This is a genomic window from Azospirillum baldaniorum (assembly GCF_003119195.2).
Classification (GTDB): domain Bacteria; phylum Pseudomonadota; class Alphaproteobacteria; order Azospirillales; family Azospirillaceae; genus Azospirillum; species Azospirillum baldaniorum.
In genome coordinates this window covers 932152-952731 of record NZ_CP022253.1, presented here as the reverse complement: position 1 = coordinate 952731, position 20580 = coordinate 932152, and the positions used below count along the sequence as shown (strand labels likewise).

20 protein-coding genes are annotated in these 20580 nt (G+C 69.6%); 10 read left to right on the top strand and 10 right to left on the bottom strand.

Features of this window, described 5'->3' with window-relative positions; translation table 11 throughout:
• Positions 1 to 148: 148 nt before the first annotated feature.
• The 5 genes from Sp245p_RS04465 to pedF all read right to left on the bottom strand — a co-directional run bounded on the left by Sp245p_RS04465 (position 149) and on the right by pedF (position 5401).
• Complete coding sequence (locus Sp245p_RS04465) at positions 149 to 1912, bottom strand: methanol/ethanol family PQQ-dependent dehydrogenase (RefSeq protein WP_014241329.1); 1764 nt, start codon at positions 1910 to 1912, stop codon at positions 149 to 151.
• 291 nt (positions 1913 to 2203) lie between these two features.
• Positions 2204 to 3136, bottom strand: coding sequence for a quinoprotein relay system zinc metallohydrolase 1 (locus Sp245p_RS04460; protein ID WP_014241330.1), 933 nt, complete (start codon positions 3134 to 3136; stop codon positions 2204 to 2206).
• Positions 3133 to 3945 (bottom strand): quinoprotein dehydrogenase-associated SoxYZ-like carrier, encoded by an 813-nt coding sequence (locus tag Sp245p_RS04455; protein WP_014241331.1) that lies wholly within the window; start codon positions 3943 to 3945, stop codon positions 3133 to 3135. The genes Sp245p_RS04460 and Sp245p_RS04455 overlap by 4 nt, the downstream gene beginning before the upstream one ends.
• Before the next feature lie 140 nt (positions 3946 to 4085).
• Entirely contained in the window at positions 4086 to 4946 is an 861-nt protein-coding gene (locus Sp245p_RS04450) for a substrate-binding periplasmic protein (RefSeq protein WP_109138382.1), read from the bottom strand.
• Between the two features lie 11 nt (positions 4947 to 4957).
• On the bottom strand, positions 4958 to 5401 hold the full coding sequence (gene pedF, locus Sp245p_RS04445; protein WP_109138381.1) for a cytochrome c-550 PedF: 444 nt from the start codon (positions 5399 to 5401) through the stop codon (positions 4958 to 4960).
• A gap of 264 nt (positions 5402 to 5665) precedes the next feature.
• On the opposite strand from pedF, the gene Sp245p_RS04440 reads away from it, so the two are divergent.
• The 4 genes from Sp245p_RS04440 to Sp245p_RS04425 are packed head-to-tail and all read left to right on the top strand — an operon-like array spanning position 5666 to position 9396.
• Positions 5666 to 6838 carry an ABC transporter substrate-binding protein gene (locus tag Sp245p_RS04440; protein WP_014241332.1) on the top strand — a complete coding sequence of 391 codons (1173 nt, stop codon included), beginning with the start codon at positions 5666 to 5668 and terminating at the stop codon, positions 6836 to 6838.
• A 38-nt stretch (positions 6839 to 6876) separates the two neighbouring features.
• On the top strand, positions 6877 to 7845 hold the full coding sequence (locus tag Sp245p_RS04435; RefSeq protein WP_014241333.1) for a YVTN family beta-propeller repeat protein: 969 nt from the start codon (positions 6877 to 6879) through the stop codon (positions 7843 to 7845).
• 4 nt (positions 7846 to 7849) lie between these two features.
• Positions 7850 to 8590 carry an ABC transporter ATP-binding protein gene (locus tag Sp245p_RS04430; RefSeq protein WP_014241334.1) on the top strand — a complete coding sequence of 247 codons (741 nt, stop codon included), beginning with the start codon at positions 7850 to 7852 and terminating at the stop codon, positions 8588 to 8590.
• A complete protein-coding gene (locus tag Sp245p_RS04425) occupies positions 8587 to 9396 on the top strand; it encodes an ABC transporter permease (protein ID WP_014241335.1) in 810 nt (269 codons plus the stop codon). The genes Sp245p_RS04430 and Sp245p_RS04425 overlap by 4 nt, the downstream gene beginning before the upstream one ends.
• A gap of 128 nt (positions 9397 to 9524) precedes the next feature.
• Here the strand turns inward: Sp245p_RS04425 and Sp245p_RS35620 are convergent, their stop codons facing one another.
• The 4 genes from Sp245p_RS35620 to adh all read right to left on the bottom strand — a co-directional run bounded on the left by Sp245p_RS35620 (position 9525) and on the right by adh (position 15831).
• Positions 9525 to 12251: a NahK/ErcS family hybrid sensor histidine kinase/response regulator gene (locus Sp245p_RS35620; protein ID WP_109138380.1), complete on the bottom strand. Its 2727-nt coding sequence runs from the start codon at positions 12249 to 12251 to the stop codon at positions 9525 to 9527.
• The gene (gene nosP, locus Sp245p_RS04415; RefSeq protein ID WP_014241338.1) at positions 12248 to 13501 is read right to left on the bottom strand and encodes a nitric oxide-sensing protein NosP; all 1254 of its coding nucleotides are present in this window, start codon (positions 13499 to 13501) and stop codon (positions 12248 to 12250) included. Before nosP ends, Sp245p_RS35620 begins: the two co-directional genes overlap by 4 nt.
• A 328-nt stretch (positions 13502 to 13829) precedes the next feature.
• A complete protein-coding gene (locus tag Sp245p_RS04410; protein ID WP_014241339.1) occupies positions 13830 to 14213 on the bottom strand; it encodes a DUF779 domain-containing protein in 384 nt (127 codons plus the stop codon).
• 97 nt (positions 14214 to 14310) lie between these two features.
• Positions 14311 to 15831: an aldehyde dehydrogenase gene (gene adh, locus Sp245p_RS04405; protein WP_109070019.1), complete on the bottom strand. Its 1521-nt coding sequence runs from the start codon at positions 15829 to 15831 to the stop codon at positions 14311 to 14313.
• 253 nt (positions 15832 to 16084) lie between these two features.
• Between adh and Sp245p_RS04400 the strand changes: the two genes are divergently transcribed.
• From Sp245p_RS04400 to Sp245p_RS04375, 6 genes are all read left to right on the top strand, one after another.
• Positions 16085 to 16492, top strand: coding sequence for a winged helix-turn-helix domain-containing protein (locus Sp245p_RS04400; protein ID WP_014241340.1), 408 nt, complete (start codon positions 16085 to 16087; stop codon positions 16490 to 16492).
• Positions 16493 to 16549: 57 nt separating this feature from the next.
• On the top strand, positions 16550 to 16945 hold the full coding sequence (locus Sp245p_RS04395; RefSeq protein WP_014241341.1) for a c-type cytochrome: 396 nt from the start codon (positions 16550 to 16552) through the stop codon (positions 16943 to 16945).
• Between the two features lie 73 nt (positions 16946 to 17018).
• On the top strand, positions 17019 to 17264 hold the full coding sequence (locus tag Sp245p_RS04390) for a hypothetical protein (RefSeq protein WP_014241342.1): 246 nt from the start codon (positions 17019 to 17021) through the stop codon (positions 17262 to 17264).
• A 109-nt stretch (positions 17265 to 17373) separates the two neighbouring features.
• Positions 17374 to 17952 carry a YqaA family protein gene (locus Sp245p_RS04385; protein WP_014241343.1) on the top strand — a complete coding sequence of 193 codons (579 nt, stop codon included), beginning with the start codon at positions 17374 to 17376 and terminating at the stop codon, positions 17950 to 17952.
• An 85-nt stretch (positions 17953 to 18037) separates the two neighbouring features.
• A complete protein-coding gene (locus tag Sp245p_RS04380; RefSeq protein WP_109138378.1) occupies positions 18038 to 19021 on the top strand; it encodes an SDR family oxidoreductase in 984 nt (327 codons plus the stop codon).
• A gap of 67 nt (positions 19022 to 19088) precedes the next feature.
• Positions 19089 to 19967, top strand: coding sequence for a TrmH family RNA methyltransferase (locus Sp245p_RS04375; RefSeq protein WP_041811209.1), 879 nt, complete (start codon positions 19089 to 19091; stop codon positions 19965 to 19967).
• Between the two features lie 12 nt (positions 19968 to 19979).
• Here Sp245p_RS04375 and Sp245p_RS04370 read toward each other — a convergent pair whose 3' ends face one another.
• The gene (locus Sp245p_RS04370) at positions 19980 to 20429 is read right to left on the bottom strand and encodes an RNA polymerase sigma factor region1.1 domain-containing protein (protein WP_014241346.1); all 450 of its coding nucleotides are present in this window, start codon (positions 20427 to 20429) and stop codon (positions 19980 to 19982) included.
• Positions 20430 to 20580 lie beyond the last annotated feature (151 nt).

Below are 20580 nucleotides of genomic sequence, written 5' to 3'. Positions count from 1 at the left end.
GGAACGGGTATTCCCCAAAACAGACGATCGTAGGCAATTCCGTTTTAAATCCATGCCCAAATCCTCTTGCAAGCGGTTCGCAAGAAAAGACGGCCCGAAGTTTTCGGGCCGCCCTTTCCTGGTCCGGTCACGGCAGGGGGTTTCCCCGTCAGGCCTTCGGCAGCTTGAAGACCCAGAGCGAGCCGCCCTGGTTGATGTCCTTGACCAGCTTGGCGACGTCGCCGCCCCACAGCGGCACCGCACCGCCCCAGCCGGAGACCACGGCCACATACTGCTCGCCGTCCTGTTCCCAGGTGACCGGGGAGCCGACGACGCCGGAGCCGGTGTTGAACTTCCAGACCTCCTTGCCGGACTTGGCGTCGAACGCCTTCAGGTAGCCTTCCGGCGTGCCGGTGAAGACGAGGTTGCCGCCGGTGGTCAGCACGCCGCCCCACAGCGGCGCCGGGTTCTTGTATTCCCAGACGATCTTGCCGGTCTTCGGGTCGATGGCGCGCAGCGCGCCGATGTAGTCGTCGTAGAGCGGCTTGATGGTGAAGCCGGCGCCCAGATAGGCGGCACCCTTCTTGTAGGTGATCGGCTCGTTCCAGATGTCCATGCCCCACTCGTTGGCCGGGACGTAGAACAGCTCGGTCGCCGGGCTGTAGGCCATCGGCATCCAGTTCTTGGCGCCGAGGAAGGCCGGGGCGGCGAAGACCGACGTGCCCTTTTCAGCGCCGACCGGGGTGCCCGGACGGTTGTCGTCGTTGTAGACCGGCCGCCCGGTCTTCACGTCGATCTCCTTGGCCCAGGTGATCTTGGTGACGAAGGGCGAGGCGCTCAGCAGCTTCCCGTTGGTGCGGTCGAGCACGTAGAAGAAGCCGTTGCGGTCGGCCTTGGCGCCGGCCTTGATGGTCTGGCCGTCCTTCTTCAGGTCGAAGGAGACCAGCTCGTTCACGCCGTCGAAGTCCCAGCCGTCGTGCGGCGTGGTCTGGTAGTGCCACTTGATGTCGCCGTTGGCCGGGTCGATGGCCAGCGTCGAGGAGGTGTAGAGGTTGTCGCCCGGACGCAGATGCGAGTTCCAGGGCGCCGGGTTGCCGGTGCCGAAGAACAGCGTCTTGGTCTCCGGGTCGTAGGTGCCGCCCAGCCAGGTGGCGCCGCCGCCGGTCTTGTAGAGATCGCCCGACCAGCTGGCGTTCATCACGCCGGTCATGGTCGATTCCTTGCCATTGAGGGTGCCCATGTTGCCCTCGATGGTCGGGCGCTGCCAGACCAGTTCGCCCGTCTCGGCGTCGCGCGCCTCGACCATGCCGATGATGCCGAACTCGCCGCCGGAATTGCCGGTGATGACCTTGCCGTCGACGATCAGCGGGGCGGCGGTCGCCGAGTAGCCGGCCTTGTAGTCCTCGATCTTCTTCGACCAGACGACCTTGCCGGTGTCCTTGTTCAGCGCGACCAGACGGGCGTCCAGCGTCGCGAAGTAGATCTTGTCCTTGTAGAGCGCGGCGCCGCGGTTCACGACGTCGCAGCAGGGCATGATGCCTTCGGGCAGGCGGTGGTCGTACTGCCACTTCTTCTGCCCGGTCTTCACGTCCACGGCGTAGAGGCGCGAGTAGGAGCCGGTGACGTAGATCGTGCCGTCATGGATGAGCGGCTGCGACTCCTGCCCGCGCTGCTTCTCGCCACCGAAGGAGAAGGACCACACCGGCACCAGCCCCTTGACGGTGTCCGGGTTCAGCTTGTCGAGCGGGCTGAAGCGCTGGGCCTGAGGACCCATGCCGTAGGTCAGGACGTCGCCCGTCGACGTGGCGTCGTTCAGCAGGTCGTCGTTGCCCGGCCCGCCAGCGACCGGCGCGGCGGCCAGCGCTGGGCCGCTCAGGCCAAGGCCGGCGGCCATGGCGCTCGCAAGAAGGCAGGTGCGGAAGAGACGCTTCATGGTGCGGATACCTCCCAGGGGAATGGACAGCCGGAGTCGCGGGCGGAGATCGTGCGTAGACAAACGATCATGCGCAGACGAATTGGCGGAATCCGTCTGCCTCGTCCGTCCGTCCTCGGCTTCTTTTCGGAACAATCAGGGGTTCGGCGCAGGGGCAACGCGGCATCGCGAGGCCCCTATCCTTCTGACAATAAAGCAGTTTACCGCCGCCCCGGGTGGGGTCCATTGGCAAATAGTAGGAGGGACGGAGCGTTCTGCTGGACGATGTGAATCGTTTCATTGCGAACGGCTTCAATTCACCCGCGGCAACACGGCCTTCTCGACCCGCGGCCAGAGATGCGAGACGGAGCGCCGGTACTCCTCGCGCAGCACGCCCATACCGGCGAAGCGCTCGGGGATCGGCGCGTCGAGCAGTTCGGCCATGTCGGCCCCGGCCTCCGCCCGCTCGCGCAGGGTTCGGTCCAGCCACGTCAGCCAGTCGCGGGTCTGGGCGATGGCCGCCTTGTCGGTGCGGATGCGCCCGTGGTTGGGCACCAGAACCGTCACGTCCAGCGCGTCCAGGGCATCCAGCACCGCCAGCCATTGGCCGATGTCGGCGTGGGGCGTCGTCGGCGTCCGGTCGGAGAAGACGACTCCGCCGGCGAACAGAACGCCCGTCGTCTCGTCCAGGATGGCGAGGTCGGCGGCGGTGTGACCCTCCAGCGGAATCAGCCGCAGCCGGTGCGCGCCGAAGACGACGGTGGAGCCGTAGACCGTCTCGGTCGGGACCAGCGGCTCGGTGCCGCGCATCCAGTCGCCGACGAGGCGGTACATGTTCTCCGTCATCCCCTGCCCCTCGGCCTTGATGCCCTCGATGGTGCCGGGAAGTGCGGCGATGGGCACGTCGGCGAAGGCGCGGTTGCCCAGCCAATAGTCGGGGTGCAGGTTGCTGATGAAGACCTTGCGGATCGGCTTGTCGGTGACCGTGGCGATGGCAGCGCGCATCTCCTCGCCGAAGCGGCGCGACGGGCCGGTCTGGATCACGATCACTCCGTCGTCGGTCACGATGAAGCCGGGGTTGAGGATGTTGCCGCCGTTGGTTCGGGTGAAATGCTCCCGCGTTCCCTCGAAGACCCAGGTGTCCGGCGCGACGGCCACGGGCTTCAGAGTGTAGGTCAGCGGGCCGGCGGCCCAGCCCGGCGCGGCGGAGACGACCAGCAGGAGAAGCGCGACGAGCGCTCTCATGGCAGCGCTCCCTGCACCCAAGGCAGCGGGATGGCCGCCTTGACCTCGCCGCCCTGGTTGTCGCGCCCGTCGAGCGTCAGGCTGCGCGCGCCCGCTCCGGGCTGAACCTCCAGAGTGAAGACGGGGTTTTCGGACAGCGGTTCCGCCGTCTGGAGCCGGGCCAGCGCCCGCCCGTCGGCATCGCGCAGGGTCAGCGCCTCGATGAAATAGGCGGGGATGCCGGCGACCAGCCCGGTGTCCATGGGGTGGCGGACGAGGAAGCGGACGCGCGTCGCCTTGTTCTCACCGGCGCCCTCTCCGGTCGGCGCCCAGGCGCGGCCTTGCACCTCGCCCACATGGTCGGCCCAGTCGGCGGCGGCGTAGCTCGCGGGCGGCGCGGTGCAGCCGCCCCCCGCCGCGTCGAGCAGCTTGCCGCCGATGTGCCAGACGCCGTCCGGCGTGCGGGCGGCGGCGCGCAGCGGTGTCGCCTGCTGCACCTTGAAGCGCGTGGCGATCACCGGCTTCGCCGCCAGCGGCAGGAAGCGCAGGATGACCGGGAAGGGGTTGAGGTCGGCGAACAGCACCATCTCCTCCACCGCGCCCAGCGCCGTGGCGTCGGCCATCACCGGGACGGCGGCGGCGTTCTCGGCGTTGTCGGGGGCGGTGACGGTCACACGGTCGTCGAATTGCACGGGGGCGGTGCCGAACAGTTCCGGCCGCAGCACGTCCCACATGACCGAGGCGAGCGGGTCGGCGGGGTCCGGCGGGCCGGCATAAGCCGGGCTGGAGAGCGCGGCCAGGAGCGCCGCGGCGGCGAGATGGCGGTTCATGGCGGTTTTCCCCCTCCCTTGCGTCGTTGTTCTTCTGTGGGCGCTTGCCCCCACCCTGACCCTCCCCCGCTAACGCAGGGGAGGGAATCAAGCTCCTCCCCCTGCGAAGCGGGGGGAGGTTGGGAGGGGGGCAAGCACCGTCACTCCACCGGAATCGCGTTGTGCGTCACCCCATGTTTCCGGAAGATCTCCGGCAGCGTCCCGTCCTCCAGCATCGCGGTCACCGCGTCACCCACCGCGTAGGCGAGGTCGCGGGAGTTCTCCTTCACCGCCATGCCGATGTCCCAGTTCGACGCCATCATGCCGGGGAAGGTCACCGGGGTGATGGGGAAGCCAGCGGCGCGGTCGCCCAGCGCGGCCTCCACCTGGCTCTGCGTGGCGACGACGGCGGCGACGTCGCCCTTGACCAGGGCCTCGACCGCCTCGGGGATCGTCATGTAATGGACCAGCCGCTCGCGCAGCCGCCCGCCGAAGGCTCCCAGCAGGTAGAAGTCGGGGATGCTGTCGATCTCCACCCCCACCGGCTCGTCGGGCAGGGAGGCGAGCATCGGCTGGGTCATGCGCATCGGGTTGCGGGCCAGCGCGAAGCCCTCCCGCTGGTAGGGGCCGAACAGCACGGCCTCCGGGTTGCGCAGCCCGAACTCCTTCTGATAGGGCACATGCATCATCACGTCGGCCACGCCGCCCCCGACGACCGGGCCGCGCCACACCGCGTTGCGCAGGTCGTCCGACACAGCCTCCCCGGCGGTCAGCTCCATGAACTCGACGCCGACGCCCAGCCGCCCGGCGATGGCGCGGGCAATGTCCACGTCCACGCCGACCAGGGCGCCGCCCTTGCGGTAGGAGAAGGGCGGGTTGTCGCGGTAGACCGCAACCATCAGCCGCCCGGCGGCCACCACGTCGTCCAACGGGCGCGCGCCGGCGCGCCGGGGAAGAACCCCGGCGGCCAGCGCGGCGGCGGCGAAGGACAGCAGCTGGCGCCGCGTCGGAAGCCCCGTCATTCCAAACGCATTCATTCCTCGTGCACCGTCTCCAGCCACGACCGGATGGCCCACAGCGCCTCCTGGCCCAGCGCCTCGCCGAAGCGCGGCATGTAGGTGACGCCGTTGCGGATGGAACCATTGATCACCCGCTCCTTGAACCACTCGTCCCCGGTGTCGCCCTTGTCCAGAAAGCGCAGGTCCGGGGCGATGCCGCCCGACACCGCGCCCAGCCCATGGCAGCGCGCGCAGTTCTGGTTGAAGGCGGAGGATCCGATCTCGATCGCGCGCGGGTTGCCGCGGTAGGGGTTCGCGTCGCGCCAGTCCTCGCCCAGCTTGTCGAGGCCGGTGGTGTCCACCGCCTGGGGGGTCACGTCGCCATGGGCGAAGGCCACCGTGGGGACAACCATGGAGGCGACGGCGGCCGCGCCGGTCAGGAAACCGGCCATCGCGAGCCGGAGAAGCCGTGCGTTCATAAGGGGCGTCCTCATTCAGAGAAGATGCGAAGGGAGCGTTGTCCGTTGCCCCGGAGCATAGCGGGCGGTCCGCGACGCCAATAATTGGACTTTGGTAGCAACCGTGCGGCGAGCCCGCCGCGATCGGATCGAAACGCCATTTTCCGCCCGCGCAATCGTACCAAAGTTGCATTCCGGGACGCCGCCCGGCGGGGATACCCTGGTCTCCCGAAACCAGGCGAGTGCAAACCCGCGATGCGTTTCAGCCTTTGGTTACCCTCCTTGATGCAGATCGCCTTGCTGGCCGGCGGGCTGTGCGCCTCGCCGGCCGCCTTTTCGCAGGAGGCGGCGCCCGCGGACCTTTCGACGGTCCGCATCGCCTACCTGACGCAGGAGATCGAGCATCCCCCCGCCCTGTCCAACCTCGACGAACCGCCCGCAGACGAAGGGTTGGCCGGCGCCCATCTCGCCGTGGCGGACAACAATTCCACCGGCCGATTCCTCAAGCAGCGCTTCGATCTGGAGGCGGTGACCGTCCCCATCGACGGCGACCCGGCGCAGGCGCTGCGCGACCTCGCCGCGGCCGGACACCGCATCGTCGTGCTGGACCTGCCCGGCGAGACGCCCGGCGCGCTGGCCCGCCTGCCCGAGGCGGCGAACTTGCTGCTGTTCAACGCCGGCTCGACCGACGACAGCCTGCGCAACGCGCTGTGCGCGCCCAACCTGCTGCACACGGCACCCGACCGCGCCATGCTGGCCGACGCGCTGGCCCAGTATCTGGCGGTCAAGCGCTGGACGAAATGGCTGCTGATCGTCGGCACCCGGCCGGAGGACCGGCTCTACGCCGCCGCCGTCAAGCGGGCGGCCAAGCGCTTCGGCGCCGAGGTGGTGGAGGAGAAGACCTGGAGCGAGGACCACGACGCCCGCCGCACCGCCCAGGCCGAAATGCCGGTCTTCACCCAAGGCAAGCGCCACGACGTGGTGATCGTCGCCGACGAGATCGGCGACTTCGGCGACTATGTGCTGTACCGCACCTGGGAGCCGCGCCCGGTCGCCGGCACGCAGGGCCTCGTCCCCACCAACTGGCACCGCGCCCACGAGGCCTGGGGGGCGGCACAGTTGCAATCCCGCTTCAAGGCCGCCGCCCAGCGCACCATGTCGCCCCGCGACCACGCCGTCTGGGCGGCCATCCGCGGGGTGGGCGAGGCGGCGACCCGCACCCGCTCCACCGATCCGGCGGCGCTGGCCGCCTACATCCGCGGGCCGGATTTCACGCTGGCCGCCTTCAAGGGTGTGCCGCTGTCCTTCCGCAGCTGGGACGGGCAGTTGCGCCAGCCGGTGCTTCTCGCCGCCGACCGCTCGCTGGTGTCCGTCTCGCCGCAGGACGGCTTCCTGCACCCCCGAACCGAACTCGACACGCTGGGCCACGACCAGCCCGAATCAGGTTGCCGCCGCTGATTTTTCCCAATCATTTCCGCCAAGAGGACGCCGCCCCGATGACCACCGCCCGCTCCCTTCTCCTCGCCGCCCTGCTGGCCGGCTGCGCCGTTCCTGCATTGGCGGAGACTGTCTATGTCTCGAACGAGAAGGACAACACCCTGTCCATCATCGACGGCGCGACCCTGACGGTGACGGAGACGGTGAAGGTCGGGCGGCGCCCCCGCGGCATCACGCTGAGCGCGGACGGCAAGCACCTCTACATCTGCGCCAGCGACGACGACACGGTGCAGGTGATGGACCTCGCGACCAAGAAGATCCTGCACAACCTGCCCTCGGGCGAGGACCCGGAGCTGTTCGCCCTGCACCCCGACGGCAAGCACCTGTTCATCGCCAACGAGGAGAGCAACGTCGTCACCATCGTGGACGTGCCCCGCCGCAAGGTCGCCTATCAGGTGGATGTCGGCGTGGAGCCGGAGGGCATGGCGGTCAGCCCCGACGGCAAATGGGCGGTGAACACGTCTGAGACGACGAACATGGTCCATTGGATCGACACGGAGAAGCGCGCCGTCGTCGACAACACGCTGGTCGACGCCCGCCCGCGCTACGCCCAGTTCAGCAAGGACGGCAGCCGCCTATGGGTGTCGGCGGAGATCGGCGGCACCCTGTCGGTGATCGACACGGCCGACCGCAAGGTGGCGCAGACCATCCGCTTCAAGATCAAGGGCGTGCCCCAGGACCGCATCCAGCCCGTGGGCATCAAGCTGACCGACGACGGGCGCTACGCCTTCGTGGCGCTCGGCCCGGCCAACCATGTGGCGGTGGTGGACGCCCAGACCTTCGCGGTGAAGGACTATCTGTTGGTCGGCCGCCGCGTCTGGCAGCTCGACCTGTCGCCCGACCAGAAGCGGCTCTACGCCACCAACGGCGTGTCGGGCGACGTGTCGGTGATCGACGTGGACAGCCTGAAGGTCGTCAAGTCGATCAAGGTCGGGCGCTATCCCTGGGGCGTCGCGGTGAAAGGCTGACGGCATGGCGGAACCGGCGCTGTCGATCGAAGGGCTGAGCTACGCCTACGGGCGCGGAACCTTCGCGCTGAAGGACGTGTCGCTGGCGGTCGGGGCGGGGTCCTTCACCGCCCTGCTCGGCCCCAACGGGGCGGGCAAGACGACGCTGTTCGCCCTGGTCACCCGCCTGTTCGAATCGCCGGGCGGCACCATCCGCATCGGCGGCATCGACCTGCGGCGGGAGCCGGCCCGGGCGCTCGGCCGCATGGGGGTGGTGTTCCAGCAGCCGACGCTCGACCTCGACCTGACGGTGCGGCAGAACCTGCTCTATTTCGCGGCCCTGCACGGCATCCCCCGCCGCACCGCCGACGCGCGGGCGCGGGAGTCGCTGGAACGGCTGGGCATGGCGGAGCGCATCGGCGAAACGGTGCGGGCGCTGAACGGCGGCCACCGCCGCCGGGTGGAGCTGGCCCGCGCCCTGCTGCACGAGCCCGCCCTTCTGGTGCTGGACGAGCCGACCGTCGGGCTGGACGTCCCGGCGCGGCGCGCCATCGTCGAGCATGTCCACGCGCTGTGCCGGGAGCGCGGCATCGCCGTGCTTTGGGCCACCCATCTGATCGACGAGATCGGCGAGGGCGACCGCGTGGTGGTGATCCACCGCGGTCGGGTCCGCGCCGCCGGGCCGGTGACGGAGGTGAACCGCGCGACCGGGGCGGACACGCTGACCGAGAGCTTCACCCGGCTGACCGCGAAGGAGGCGGCGTGACGGCTTTTGCCCATTACGCGCGCGCTCTCGGCGGGATCGTCGGGCGCGAGGTGCTGCGCTTCGTCCACCAGCGGGAGCGCTTCCTGTCGGCGCTGGTCCGGCCGCTGCTCTGGCTGTTCGTCTTCGCGGCGGGCTTCCGCGCGGCGCTGGGCATCGCCATCACCCCACCCTACGAGACCTACATCCCCTACGAGGTCTACATCGTCCCCGGCCTCGCCGGGATGGTGCAGCTGTTCAACGGGATGCAAAGCTCGCTGTCGATGGTCTACGACCGCGAGATGGGCAGCATGCGGATGCTGCTGGTCAGCCCCCTGCCCCGCTGGTTCCTGCTGACGGCGAAGCTGCTGGCCGGGACGGCGGTGTCGATCCTCCAGGTCTACGCCTTCCTCGCCGTCGCCTGGATCTACGGGGTGCAGGCGCCGCCGCTCGGCTACCTTACGGTGCTGCCGGCGTTGGTGGTCAGCGGGCTGATGCTGGGGGCGCTGGGGATGCTGCTGTCCTCGGCCATCCGGCAGCTGGAGAATTTCGCGGGCGTGATGAACTTCGTCATCTTCCCGACCTTCTTCCTGTCCACCGCGCTCTATCCGCTGTGGAAGATGCAGGAGGCGGGGGAGCTTTTGTATTTTCTGTGCACCGTCAACCCCTTCAGCCAGGCGGTCGAGCTGATCCGCTTCGCGCTGTATCTGGACGTGAATCTGCCGGCGCTGGGCTGGACGGTGCTGGCACTGGCGGTGTTCCTGGGCGGGGCGGTCTACGGCTACAACCCGGCGCGCGGGTTCCTGGCGCGCAAGGCGGGTGGAGAGTAGGGGGAGCAAGCGGTTGCGACGAGCCCCCACCCAACCCTCCCCCGCGTTGCAGGGGAGGGCATTTCTCCTCCCCTTGCGAAGCGGGGGGAGGTCGGAAGGGGGGCCCGTCGCGACCACTCTCCCACAAACTACCCCAACAACCCCGTCATCACCGCGCGAAGCTGGGCCGGCCGCACCGGCTTGTTCAGCACATGGCAGCCCTTGGCCTGCGCCTCCTCCACCACCTCGGCGGTGCGGTTGGCGGTGATGAGGACCGACGGCAGGTCGGCCCCGCAGCGCTCGCGCACCCGCGCGATCTCGGTGAAGCCGATCACCCCGTCGTCCAGGTGATAGTCGGCGAACAGCACGTCCGGCGCCACCGCCCCCAGCCCGGCCAGCGCCTCGTCGCCCGACGCCGCGGTGGCGACGCTGCACCCCCAACCCTCCAGCAGCGCGCGCATGCCGGCCAGCACCGCCGGCTCGTTGTCGATCACCAACACCCGCGTGCCGGCCAACCGGTTCGAGGCGGTCTGCACCGGCGCCTCCAGTGCGCGCACCGGACGGGCGTAGCGCCCGAAGGGCACCGTCACCGCGAAGACCGATCCCCGCCCCGGCTGCGACCGCACGGTGATGGGATGGTCGAGCATCCGCGCCACCCGCTCCACGATGGCGAGGCCGAGGCCCATGCCGCGCACCCGCTCGTTGGCGCAGGGCGTGTCGAGGCGGCGGAACTCCTGGAAGATTTCGTCCAGCTTGTCGGCAGGCACGCCGGGACCGGTGTCCCACACCTCGATCCGCAAGCCCTGGGATGTCCGCCGGCAACCGACCAGCACGCGCCCGGCGCCTCCTTTCGACCCACTTTTCGCCTGGGTGTAGCGCAGGGCGTTGGACAGGAAGTTCTGAAGGATCCGGCGGAGCAGCCGGATGTCGCTGCGCACCACCGCGTGGCTGGGAACGACGCAGAGGTCCAGCCCGCGCTCCTTCGCCACCGCCGCGTATTCGGTGGCCAGCGCGCCGAACAGGCTCTTGATCGGGAAATCGGCGATCTCCGGCCGCCCCGCCCCGGCGTCCAGCTTAGAGATGTCCAGCAGCGCCGACAGCAGGTCCTCGACCGAGGCCAGGGCGACGTCGATGTTGTCGACCAGCCCGCGGTTGGGCTCCGGCTGCTCCAGGTCGCTCAGAGCCGAGACGAACAGCCGTGCCGCGTTCAGCGGTTGGAGCAGGTCGTGGCTGGCCGCCGCCAGGAAGCGCGTCTTGGACAGGTTGGCCTGCTCCGCCTCCGCCTTGGCCAGCCGCAGCGCCTCCTCCGCGGCGATGCGCTCGGCGATCTCCTGCTGGAGCTGGCCGTTGAGCCGGGTCAGCTCGGCGGTGCGCTCGACGACGCGGCGCTCCAGGCTGTCCTTGGCGTCGGCCAGCGCCTCCGCCGCCATGCGCCGCTCGGTGATGTCGTGGATCAGGCCGAAATAGCCCAGCACCTCCGGCTTGCCGCCGCCGCGCCGCTCGCCGAAATGCGGGATGTAGGTGGCGACGGCGTAGCGCGGCGACCCGTTCTCGCCCGGCAGTTCCAGGTCGAAGGTCACCTCCTCGCCGGCCAGCGCCCGCAGCACGTAGGAGCGCCGCACCTCGTAATAGAGGTCGCCCAGCGCCGCCCACATGGGCTGGCCCTCGATCTCCTCGCGCTTGCGGTTGAACCAGCCCTCGTAGGCCTTGTTGACGAAGCGGAAGCGCTGTTCGGCGTCGACATAGGCGATCAGCGCCGGCACCGCGTCGGTGACCAGCCGGATGCGCTCCTCGCTGTCGCGCAGCGCCTGCTCGGCACGCTTGCGCTCGGTGATGTCGGTGAAGGTCAGGACGAAGCCGCCGCCCGGCATGGGGTTGCGGCTGATTTCCAGCACCGTGTCGTCCAGCCAGGGCTGCTCGACGAGGCAGCTCGGCATCATCAGCGCCTTCAGCGACAGGCCATGGTCGCCGAGCGCCGCGTGGTGCAGCACGAAGTCGGCGAAGCCCGCCCCGCGCTCCGCCACGTTGGCGGGCAGGCGCAACAGGCCGGTGAAGCGCTCGTTCCAGGCGACCAGCCGCTGGTCGCGGTCGTACACCCCGACTCCCTGGGCAATGTTGTCCAGCGTCGCCTGCAGGAGCGCCGACTTCTCGGCCAGCTCCCGCTCGCGGCGGCGGGTCTCATGCTCCTTGATGTCGGTGATGTCGGTGTAGACGCCGACCACCCCGCCGTCGCGGGTCCGCCGCTCGTTGACCTGGACCCAGCGCCCGTCGGCCAGCCGGTAGACGTAGGGACCCTTCAGCGCCCGGTGCTGGGCCAGCCGTTCCGACAGCCAGCGGTCGGGCCGCGGGTAGGCGTCGGCGATGGTGCGCGAGGAGGCCGCCAGCTCGGCGATCTCCTGGAAGCGGATGCCCGGCAGGATGCGGTCGCGGATCTCCGGCCACAGGGCCAGATACTTGCTGTTGCACAGCACCAGCCGGTCGTCGGCGTCGAAGATGGCGAAGCCTTCGTTGACCGACTCGATGGCCTCCGACAGGCGGGTGCGCATGGTGTCGGCCAGTTCCTTGGCGCGGGCCAGCGCGCGGTGGCTGTCCTCCAGTTCGCGCAGGGCGCGCTCCAGCTCCAGCGTGCGCTCGCGCACCTTCTGCTCCAGGACGATGGCGGTCTGGAACAGGGAGAAGGCGCCCCCCTGCACGTCCATCGACCGCTCCACCCGGTCCATCAGAACCTGGTTGATGCGGCGGAGCTTGGCGTTCTCGCGCTCCAGAGCCTCCAGCCGCTTGTCCTCGCCGGTGGAGGGAGGGATGGCCGGGAGGGTGGCGGGTGACGGATCGGCGGGTGGGCGGGACGGTTCCCGCCAGTCGAAGATGAGCGTCATCGCGCACCTATCGCGACACCGGTGAAGGTCTGGTTGACGTGCATGGCGTTGTACTGCTCGCCGTAGGCGCAGAAGCCGACGACGTTGTGCCGCGCCAGCGCCGCCGACATGACGTGCTTGAGCTGCCGCTGCTCCAGCTCCAGCCGGCGCAGGATGCAGTCGCAGCCGAGCACGAGGTCGGGCGGCCCGCCGACCTCCGCGGCCAGCTTGCGCATCATCTCCTCCAGATTCTCCACCGGGTCGACGCCGCGGGCGACGGTCAGCACGATCCCTTCGTCGATGGCGCAGTAGAAGGTGAGGCTCTCGTCGTCGTTGACCTTCTGGATGGAGCGGACATGGTACTCGCCCCCCACCCGCACGACGACGGGATAGGCGGCGAAGATCAGGGGAGTCAGCGGCTCCCCCTCCAGCCCGACCATGCGGGCGTATTCGCGGCCCGCCGGCTCGGCGTTGATCTCGGTGACGATGCGGCGCTGCGGATCGGCCCCGGTCACCACCATCTTGGCGTCGGACGCCACGAAATGCTCGGTCCGGAAGACCACGAAGCGGCGCGCCGTGGTGACCAGCATCAGCACGGCGGCGTTGGTGTGGAACCGCCCCTCGTGCAGGACGAAGGTGCGCTCGAAGCGCAGCTCGTCACCGGCGGAGCCGCCGAACAGCGGGATGTCCATCAGCACGCTGTGCAGCGCGCTGACCACCATCTCCTCCGCCCGCGACATGCCGTCGATCATCAGGAAGGCAAAGCTGCCATGGTCGGGGAAGGCGTCGGTCCGGGCGGCCAGGGCGACGTCGCGCTGCTCCATCAGGCTGCGCAGGACGCGCGGCGCGTCCGCGATGGAGAAGCGGTCGAGATCGTCGATGCGCTGGGTGGCGATGGTGAAGTCGGCGCGCGGAAAGCCGATGCCGACCAGCGACCCGGCGGCGTAGCCGAAGGGCGTGATCTCGCCCGCCGTGGTGCAGCCGACCACCGGCACCGGCCCGAACAGCTCGGCCAGGGCCGCCGCCAGTTCCACTTGGTCGTAATGGGCGGAGCAGAAGACCAGCACCATCTCCAACTCGGCCGCGGCGGCGGGGTTCCGTCCGCACAGCCCCTCGAACAGGTCACGCGCGGCGGCGCGGGCGTCCTCCGCCATCGAGACGGCCCGCGGCAGGGACGGGCTGGGCGCGGGGGAACTGGGCGGAGCATCGGAGAGAAGAGCGTCCGAGGCCGGATGGCTGATCACAATGCGGGTCCCGAAAAGCATCGGCATGGCATCCAACACCCCAGACGGCCACCCGACGCCGGAAGGCCGGCCGGGAAACGTGGGCGGATGACCTATAGGTTACTTCAGCGACGCCCGCCGGGCAAAGCCGGCGCAAGGGTGCGGGCATGCGACCATGGTCTAAGGTCCGACGCGGGACTGTTTCCCGCGCAACGAAAAAGGCGCCTTCCGCCGTCGCGGAAGGCGCCTGAGTTCGGTTCCATATGCACCACCACGCGGGGGAGCCGGTCTGAACACGGATCAGACCGCCCGGCGGCCGTGCCGACTGGGAAAGTCCCAAAGTCGAATCCTGAATACCGCATTCCACGGAATGGCGCTATGCTTTTTTCGTCATATCGCGCTGATCGGAACGCAGCGCCTCCACCTCGCCATCGGAGAACAGGCGCGAGCGGGTGAGGAAGCGCACGCCCTCCGGCGCCTCCAGCGAGAAGCTGGCGCCGCGGCCCGGCACCACGTCGATGATGAGCTGGGTGTGCGACCAGTATTCGAACTGCGCCGCCCCCATGTAGAAAGGACAGCCCCCGATCTCCCCCAGCCGGACGTCCTGCCCGCCGGGGCGGAACTCCCCGTCCATGAAGCACATCGGCGCGCTGCCGTCGCAGCAGCCGCCGGACTGGTGGAAGAACAGCGGCCCGTAGAGCCCGCGCAGCTTTTCGATCAGCGCCAGGGCCGCCGGTGTGGCGACGACTCGTTCGACCATGGGCGGACGCTCCCGAGTGAATGGCCCGTCGGATGAGAAAAAGGGCCGGAGGCCGAATGGCCGCCGGCCCAAGGTCGTCAGGGAGGAGACAAGAGGATCAGAAGAAGCCCAGAGCCTTCGGGCTGTAGCTGACCAGCAGGTTCTTGGTCTGCTGGTAGTGGTCGAGCATCATCTTGTGCGTCTCACGGCCGATGCCCGACTGCTTGTAGCCGCCGAAGGCCGCGTGGGCCGGGTAGAGGTGGTAGCAGTTGGTCCACACGCGGCCGGCCTGGATGGCGCGGCCCATGCGGAAGGCGCGGTTACCGTCGCGGCTCCACACGCCGGCGCCCAGGCCGTAGAGCGTGTCGTTGGCGATGGCGAGGGCCTCTTCCTCGGTCTTGAAGGTGGTCACGGACACGACCGGCCCGAAGATCTCCTCCTGGAAGACGCGCATCTTGTTGTGGCCCTCGAAGACCGTCGGCTGGACGTAGTAGCCGCTCTCCAGTTCGCCGCCGAGATGGGCGCGCTCGCCGCCGATCAGCACCTTGGCGCCCTCGGCCTTGCCGATGTCGATGTAGGAGAGGATCTTCTCGAGCTGGTCGATGGACGCCTGGGCGCCGATCATCGTCGCCGGGTCGAGCGGGCTGCCCTGCTTGACGGCGGCGACGCGGGCGACGGCCTTCTCCATGAACTTGTCGTAGATCTTCTCCTGCACCAGGACGCGCGACGGGCAGGTGCAGACCTCGCCCTGGTTCAGCGCGAACATGGCGAAGCCTTCCAGCGCCTTGTCCAGGAACTCGTCGTCGTCGGCCATCACGTCGTTGAAGAAGATGTTCGGCGACTTGCCGCCCAGCTCCAGCGTGACCGGGATGATGTTCTCCGCCGCGTACTGCATGATCAGGCGGCCGGTCGTCGTCTCGCCGGTGAAGGCGATCTTGGCGATGCGCGGGCTCTGGGCCAGCGGCTTGCCGGCCTCGATGCCGAAGCCGTTGACGACGTTGAGGACGCCGTCGGGCAGCAGGTCGCCGATGATCTCCATCAGCACCATGATGGCCATCGGGGTCTGCTCGGCGGGCTTCAGCACGACGCAGTTGCCGGCGGCCAGCGCCGGAGCCAGCTTCCACACGGCCATCAGCAGCGGGAAGTTCCACGGGATGATCTGGCCGACGACGCCCAGCGGCTCATGGAAGTGGTAGGCGTAGGTGGTGTGGTCGATTTCCGCGATGGTGCCTTCCTGGGCGCGGACGCAGCCGGCGAAGTAGCGGAAATGGTCGATGGCGAGCGGCAGGTCGGCGTGGGTCGTCTCGCGGATCGGCTTGCCGTTGTCCAGCGTCTCGGCCAGCGCCAGGACGTCCAGACGCTCCTCCATGCGGTCGGCGATCTTGTTCAGGATGCGCGCGCGCTCCGCCGGGGAGGTGCGGCCCCAGGCGTCCTTGGCCTTGTGGGCGGCGTCCAGCGCCTTTTCGATGTCTTCCGCGGTGGAGCGGGCGACCTCGCACAGCGTCTTCCCGGTGATCGGGGTCAGGTTGGTGAAATACTGGCCCTTCGTCGGCGGAACCCATTGGCCGCCGATGAAGTTGTCGTAGCGCGGCCGGATGGCGACCTGCTTGCTGAGCGTTTCCAGGGCCTGATGGATCACGGCGGTTTCCTCCCGAAGCGGATTGCCCGAACTGAATGTCGTGGAATGACGTTTGGCGGGTTGTGCGCCCTGTGTCCGTTCGTCCGATGATCGGTATCCGTCACAGCGCCCCGCCGTTATCGCGGTTTCGGGGAAGGCCGGTAAATTCGACTTTGGTTGCAGACGCGCAGGCCCCCAGATTCGGGTCCGACCGTTGGCCGACAGATGATACCTTGGGCGGAGACCCTTCCGTTTCCCGGCGAGACTTCAGGACATGACGACCGACATCCGGCTGCGCTTCCTCCACCCCTCCGGCGCCATCGGACCCGGCAAGGTGTCCCTGCTGGAGGAGATCGACCGCACCGGCTCGATCTCGGCGGCGGCGCGGGCGCTCGGCATGTCCTTCCGCCGCGCGTGGTTCCTGGTGGAAACCATGAACTCCGCCTTCCGCGAGCCGGTGGTGCGCACCAACGTCGGCGGGCGGGAGGGCGGCGGGACCGGCCTGACCGCCTTCGGCCAGGAGGTGATCGCCCGCTACCGCCGCATGGAGGAGGAGGCCCGCCGCGCCGCCGCGCCCCACCTCGCCTGGCTGGACGAGGCGCTGAAACCGGAAGCGGCGCTCGAAAAGGGCGCGGACTCCGCTGATCCAAAGTCCAATGGCCCGGACTCCGGCGATCCGTAAAGTCTCCCTCGACGCCGCGACCTTCCGCCGCGGCGAAACGAAGGAGGCCCACGACCCATGCGCACCGTCGCCCGCACCGCCGCCCGTACAGCCTTTGCCGCCCTGGTCCTTCTCGCCGCGGCACCGCTCCCGGCCCTGGCCGACGGCGATCCGGCGAACGGCGAGAAGCTGTTCCGCCAGTGCAAGGCCTGCCATACGGTGGAGGCGGAAAAGAACCGCGTCGGCCCGACGCTGCACGGGCTGTTCGGGCGCAAGGCCGGCACGGTGGACACCTACGCCAACTACTCCGAGGGGCTGAAGGCCTCCGGCATCGCGTGGGACGCCAAGACGCTCGACCCCTATCTCGCCAACCCGAAGGCGGTCATCGCCGACAGCCGCATGGCCTTCGCCGGGGTCGCGAAGCCGGAGGACCGGGCCGACCTGATCGCCTATCTGGAAGCCGCGACCAAGTGAGCGTCAGCGGGGCGGGAACCGCGGCGGCGCTGGCCTGTTGCCCGGTTTCCACTCCCGCAGCCGGAGAACGGCCATGGCCGACGACCATACCGGGCACAAGAGCGCCGAGCCCAAGGACATCCGCAAGACCGACATCGAGCCTCTCTGCGACGAGCAGAGCGGCGGCGGCGGGTCCAACCCGGACACGCGCTACCGCGGCATGCCGGGCGGTCATCCCGGCGGTTCCCGCGACGGCGACTGCGATCCGGTGTCGCGCGCCGACCCTGAGAAGGCGGAACCGGACACCGCCGAATCCGGGAGCAAGCCCGTGCCCCGCTAGGCCGATGGCTTAGCCTTTCCGGGGCCGCCCCGAATTGGTCGTAGCCGCTGGCCCGGTCCCCCGCTAAAACAGGGGCTCCCTCACCGGCACAACACGGGCTGCGACCGGCATGCTGAAGCGCCTTTACGACTGGACGATGGCCAAGGCGGCCTCGAAGAACGCCACCACTTGGCTGGCGGGGGTTTCCTTCGCGGAAAGCTCCTTCTTCCCGATCCCGCCGGACATCCTGATGGTGCCGATGGTGCTCGCCAACCGGCAGGCCGCGTGGCGGATCGCGACGATCTGCACGCTGGCCTCGGTGGTGGGCGGCGTCGCCGGCTACATGATCGGCTACTTCCTGTACGAGGCCATCGGCAAGGCGGTCATCGACTTCTACCATCTGGAAGCCCAGTTCGAGACGCTGCGCCATACCTTCGTCGAATACGGCGCGGAGATTCTCATCATCAAGGGCATGACGCCCATCCCCTACAAGCTGCTGACCATCACCGCGGGTGTGGCGAAGCTGAACATCTGGGTGTTCATCGGCGCCTCGATCCTGTCGCGGGCCATCCGCTTCTATCTGGTCGCCGCCCTGCTCTACTGGTTCGGCGAGCCGGTGCGCGCCTTCATCGAGAAGCGGCTGACGCTGGTCACCACCGCCTTCGCCGTCGCGCTGATCGGCGGCTTCCTGGCGATCAAGCTGATCTGATCCGGGACAACCCGGCCACCGCACCGCGACGCCGGGCCGTCCTGTCCTGTTGATGCCGCATCGAGGCATTGACGGGAGAGAATGGATGGACAGCGTGCGCGGGGCCGTGGTGGTCATCACCGGCGCATCGAGCGGGATCGGGCGGGCCACCGCCCTGACCTTCGCGCGGGAGGGCGCCCGGCTGGTTCTGGCCGCCCGGCGGGAGGCCCTGCTCGGCGAGGTCGCCGAGGAATGCCGGGAATTGGGCGGCGAGGCCGAGGTGGTGCCCACCGACGTCACCGACGCCGAGGCGGTGCGGCGGCTGGCCAACCGGGCGGTGCAATTGTTCGGCGGCATCGACGTCTGGGTGAGCAACGCCGGGGTCGGCGCCGTCGGGCGGTTCGAGGACACCCCGCTGGAGGCGCACCGCCGCGTCGTCGAGACCAACCTGTTCGGCCCGCTGCACGCCGCCCACGCCGTATTGCCGCTGTTCCGCCGGCAGGGCCATGGGGTGCTCATCAACACCGTCTCGGTCGGGGCCTGGGCGCCCGCCCCCTACGCCGCCGCCTACGCGGCCAGCAAATTCGGTCTGGAAGGGCTTCTGGAGAGCCTGCGGGCGGAGCTGGTCGACGCGCCGGGCGTCCATGTCTGCGGCGTCTACCCCTTCTTCACCGACACGCCGGGCATGTCGCACGGCGCCAATTACACCGGCCACCAGCTGGACGCGGAAAGCCCCTTCTACGACGACCCGCAGGACGTGGCGGACACCGTGCTCGCCGTGGCGCTGCGCCCGCGCGCGCAGGCGATGGTCGGGGCGATGACCCCGCTGACCCGGCTGGGGCACGCGGTGGCGCCGCGCCTGATGGAGAAGATCGCCGGACACGGCGCCCACCGCCATTTCAGCCGGACCCCGCCCGCCGCGACAAGCGACGGCAACCTGTTCCGTCCGGTGGAGCGCGGCCGCGGCGTCACCGGCGGCTTCCGCACCCCGCCGCCCGGCTGGGTGTCGCCCCTGCTCGTCGCCGGGGTCGCGGCGGCGGCTGCCGCGGCCTACGCCGGCTACGCGCGGAGCAAGAACGGAAACCACTGAGGGCTTTGAGTTCGGGAACGGGTTGGTCCAGAATGCCGGCCCGTTCCCCCAAGCCCCCGAGTCCATCATGCCGAAGCCGACGACCCCGCGCGGCCGTCCGCCCGTCCCTTCCCCTGCCCGCCCGTCCGCTGCCCGTCCCTCCCGTCCGGGTCCGGCCCGCGCCGGCAAGGATGTGCGTCGGGAGGAACCGCGGGAGGAGCCGGGCAAGCTGTTCCGTGTCGCCGGCCTCTCCGCCGTCTCCGCCCTGTTCGCCCATGACGCGGCGCGGGTGGAGCGGCTGTTCTTCGAAGAGCGGCTGAAGGCGAAGACCGGCGACTTCTGCAAGGCGATGGCCGCGGCGCGCAAGCCCTATCGCATGGTGGAGGCCGACGAGCTGGCCAAGGTCGCCGGAACGGTGTTGCACGGCGGGGTGGTCGCGCTGATCGCGCCGCGCCCGGTGCCCGCCTTCGACGTGGAGGCGGCGAAGCGTTGGGCGGCGGACGGGCAGCCGTTGCTGATCCTCGACGGGGTCGGCAACCCGCACAATCTGGGCGCCATCCTGCGCACCGCCGCCTTCTTCGGCCTGCGGCGCGTCGTGGTGTCGGACCATCCCGGACAGGCCCTGCCGTCGGAGTCCGCCTACCGGGTGGCCGAGGGCGGATTCGAATGGGTGGAGCTGTACCGGGCGGCCAACCTGCCGACGGTCCTGAAGCGGCTGCGCGAGTCCTACCGGGTGGCCGGAACGGCGCTGGGCCGCGGCCGGGCGGTGGTCACCGACCCGGCGGTCCTCGCCAGGGGCGAGCGGCCCGCCGCCGTCGTGCTGGGCAACGAGGAGGACGGGCTTCCCCCCGCCACCCTCGCCGCCTGCGAGGACATCCTGACCCTGCCCGGCACCGGCCGCATCCAGTCGCTGAACGTCGCGGCGACCGCCGCCATCCTCATCCACGCGCTGGCCAAGCCGGGCTGACGGCCTGATCGCTCAGCCGCCCAGGGCGATGATCAGCACCAGCGCCACGACCAGGACCGAGACGACGGGAAGCATGTCCACCCCGCCGCGGTTCCAGGTCGGCGCCCGGCGGGAGCCGTGATGCGCGCCGTGGGCGTGACCCAGCCCCTCGTCGGCCCAGCCATGTTCGGACGGGCGGGCGCCGGGTGCTGAAACGGCGGGCGCCGCCGGGCTGGCGATGTCGACCACCCCGGCCCCGCGCTGGTAGTCGCCGCCACCGCCGCCGCGCGGGCGCTTCAGCCGCTCGTCGGTCAGCTCCACGTCGATGCCCGCGGTTTCCAGCCGCTCCACCACCACGGCGACCTCCTCCGGGGTCATCGTCTCCACCGGCACGTCCTGGCCGAGCTGCTCGACGCTGAGCCGGTTGCCGTGCTGGCGGCCCTTGGCAATCAGGCGCTGGAGGGTGGCGTCATCGATCGTCATGATTCTCTCCCCGCGGTTCCACCTTGGACTGAACATTCCGAAGGGTAAACAGGCGGGGCCGCGGAAGGCTCCCGTGCAAAGGCGCCGACTTGCCTCCGGGGCGGGGCGACCCGACATAATCCCCAAATCCCCATTCCCAAATCCTACGCCA

Bases quoted from the DNA above. Each gene is read 5' to 3' on its own strand.
- Sp245p_RS04465 (WP_014241329.1), bottom strand. From the start codon at position 1,912: ATGAAGCGTCTCTTCCGCACCTGCCTTCTTGCGAGCGCCATGGCCGCC.
- Sp245p_RS04460 (WP_014241330.1), bottom strand. From the start codon at position 3,136: ATGAGAGCGCTCGTCGCGCTTCTCCTGCTGGTCGTCTCCGCCGCGCCG.
- Sp245p_RS04455 (WP_014241331.1), bottom strand. From the start codon at position 3,945: ATGAACCGCCATCTCGCCGCCGCGGCGCTCCTGGCCGCGCTCTCCAGC.
- Sp245p_RS04450 (WP_109138382.1), bottom strand. From the start codon at position 4,946: ATGACGGGGCTTCCGACGCGGCGCCAGCTGCTGTCCTTCGCCGCCGCC.
- pedF (WP_109138381.1), bottom strand. From the start codon at position 5,401: ATGAACGCACGGCTTCTCCGGCTCGCGATGGCCGGTTTCCTGACCGGC.
- Sp245p_RS04440 (WP_014241332.1), top strand. From the start codon at position 5,666: ATGCAGATCGCCTTGCTGGCCGGCGGGCTGTGCGCCTCGCCGGCCGCC.
- Sp245p_RS04435 (WP_014241333.1), top strand. From the start codon at position 6,877: ATGACCACCGCCCGCTCCCTTCTCCTCGCCGCCCTGCTGGCCGGCTGC.
- Sp245p_RS04430 (WP_014241334.1), top strand. From the start codon at position 7,850: ATGGCGGAACCGGCGCTGTCGATCGAAGGGCTGAGCTACGCCTACGGG.
- Sp245p_RS35620 (WP_109138380.1), bottom strand. From the start codon at position 12,251: ATGACGCTCATCTTCGACTGGCGGGAACCGTCCCGCCCACCCGCCGAT.
- nosP (WP_014241338.1), bottom strand. From the start codon at position 13,501: ATGCCGATGCTTTTCGGGACCCGCATTGTGATCAGCCATCCGGCCTCG.
- Sp245p_RS04410 (WP_014241339.1), bottom strand. From the start codon at position 14,213: ATGGTCGAACGAGTCGTCGCCACACCGGCGGCCCTGGCGCTGATCGAA.
- Sp245p_RS04400 (WP_014241340.1), top strand. From the start codon at position 16,085: ATGACGACCGACATCCGGCTGCGCTTCCTCCACCCCTCCGGCGCCATC.
- Sp245p_RS04395 (WP_014241341.1), top strand. From the start codon at position 16,550: ATGCGCACCGTCGCCCGCACCGCCGCCCGTACAGCCTTTGCCGCCCTG.
- Sp245p_RS04390 (WP_014241342.1), top strand. From the start codon at position 17,019: ATGGCCGACGACCATACCGGGCACAAGAGCGCCGAGCCCAAGGACATC.
- Sp245p_RS04385 (WP_014241343.1), top strand. From the start codon at position 17,374: ATGCTGAAGCGCCTTTACGACTGGACGATGGCCAAGGCGGCCTCGAAG.
- Sp245p_RS04380 (WP_109138378.1), top strand. From the start codon at position 18,038: ATGGACAGCGTGCGCGGGGCCGTGGTGGTCATCACCGGCGCATCGAGC.
- Sp245p_RS04375 (WP_041811209.1), top strand. From the start codon at position 19,089: ATGCCGAAGCCGACGACCCCGCGCGGCCGTCCGCCCGTCCCTTCCCCT.
- Sp245p_RS04370 (WP_014241346.1), bottom strand. From the start codon at position 20,429: ATGACGATCGATGACGCCACCCTCCAGCGCCTGATTGCCAAGGGCCGC.